The organism is Pseudoalteromonas sp. UBA6610, assembly GCF_002433295.1.
Taxonomy (GTDB): Bacteria; Pseudomonadota; Gammaproteobacteria; order Enterobacterales; family Alteromonadaceae; genus Pseudoalteromonas; species Pseudoalteromonas atlantica.
The window spans coordinates 1-1,563 of the sequence record NZ_DJHW01000074.1; the positions used below are offsets into that span (position 1 = coordinate 1).

General features: G+C 39.2%; 1 protein-coding gene. It reads right to left on the reverse strand.

The window, feature by feature from the left end:
• Window positions 1-543: 543 nt before the first annotated feature.
• On the reverse strand, window positions 544-1,563 hold a 1,020-nt coding region (locus B4F91_RS10175; protein ID WP_288635707.1), incomplete at its 5' end, for a BCCT family transporter.

Consider the following 1,563-nt stretch of genomic DNA (forward strand, 5'->3'; position numbering starts at 1 on the left):
GTCCGGCCTCGGGCACCACTTTTACTAAAGTCCTTTTAGTAAATTAAATACTCCCTATTTTTAAATAAACATCCATTTTTTATATAACAATCAATTTGTTTATGTTTTTGCCTATTCCTTAAAAATTAATAGCAATTGGCTTAATCAAGTGACTAATTTTGAGGCAGACAATCGTGCTTAAAGCAAAGCATACGTATTGTTACACGTTAACGTTAGTTGATTAAACCTAAATTACTTTTCCTATATCCCTTTGCTGCTGCCGTCTAAATCCAATTCAGTTCATCAAAGCAATTTACATACATGCGCGACTACCTGATGATATAAACTTGATAGCTAAAGGTGCAACAAATAGCACTTGGTTGTTATGCGCTTATATGTGCGCTCTATTTATTTAAAACAACGTGTTTTAGAGGTGTATATTGCCAAAGCTAAACAGTTTGATAATTAAATACGTTCGTTAATGTATTAGCTGAAGTGTAGGTAGGGGAGGAAATAAAGTGCAAAGCAAAGCGACACAAAGCCGCTTTGCTAAAGTACATAATGCTATAACTTTGTTTGTGCTTTATAAATAGGGTATTCGCTCATTAAACCTTGAATAAGCGCCACGCACATTAAAATAAGCACAATTGAGAAAGGTAACGCAGTGGTTACTACTCCCGATTGCAAGGCCTGCAAGGCTTGAGAGCCACCTACCCACAGTAATACGGCGGCTATTGCCCCTTCAATCGATGCCCAAAATATACGTTGTGGTACCGGCGCATCAATTTTTCCGCCAGCGGTTATGCCATCTATTACAAGTGAGCCAGAATCAGAAGAGGTGATAAAAAATACTAAAACAAGCACAATTGAGATCACACTAATAAGGCCACTAAGCGGAAGCTGCTCATAAACCTGAAATAGCGTCACAGAGATATCGGTTAACCCGTTTTGCCCAAGTGGGCCTACTTTATCAATAATTTGTGAAATCGCTAAATTACCAAATACCCCCATCCACACTAAGCTTAACAGTGTTGGTAGGCCAATGACGACTAATAAAAATTCTCGCACGGTACGGCCTCTAGAAACGCGGGCAATAAACATTCCTACAAACGGCGACCACGATATCCACCATGCCCAATAAAATACTGTCCAGGCATGCATCCAGTCTTCATCTTCACGGCCAAACGGATTACTAAGCGGAACCATATGTTCTACATATGCACCAAAGGTAAACCATATTGCTGTGATTGAGTCACTAAAAGTAAGCGATATTATGGCTACAAGTAAAATAAATGCACATATAAGATTGATGTTACTAAGTACTTTCACACCCCCTTCAATGCCTTTAATAACAGAAACAATAGCAATACAGGTAACGAGTGCTATAACTGTAATTTGAAAAGCGGTGCCGTAGTCAGTGCCCATTAAATAATTAATACCACTTGTTGCTTGCTGTGCCCCTAAACCAAGAGACGTTGCTAAACCAAAAAGCGTGGAAAGTACAGCAAGTATATCAATAACATGACCCAGCCAACCCCAAGCACGATCGCCAAATAAGGGATAAAACACGGAGCGTATAGATAA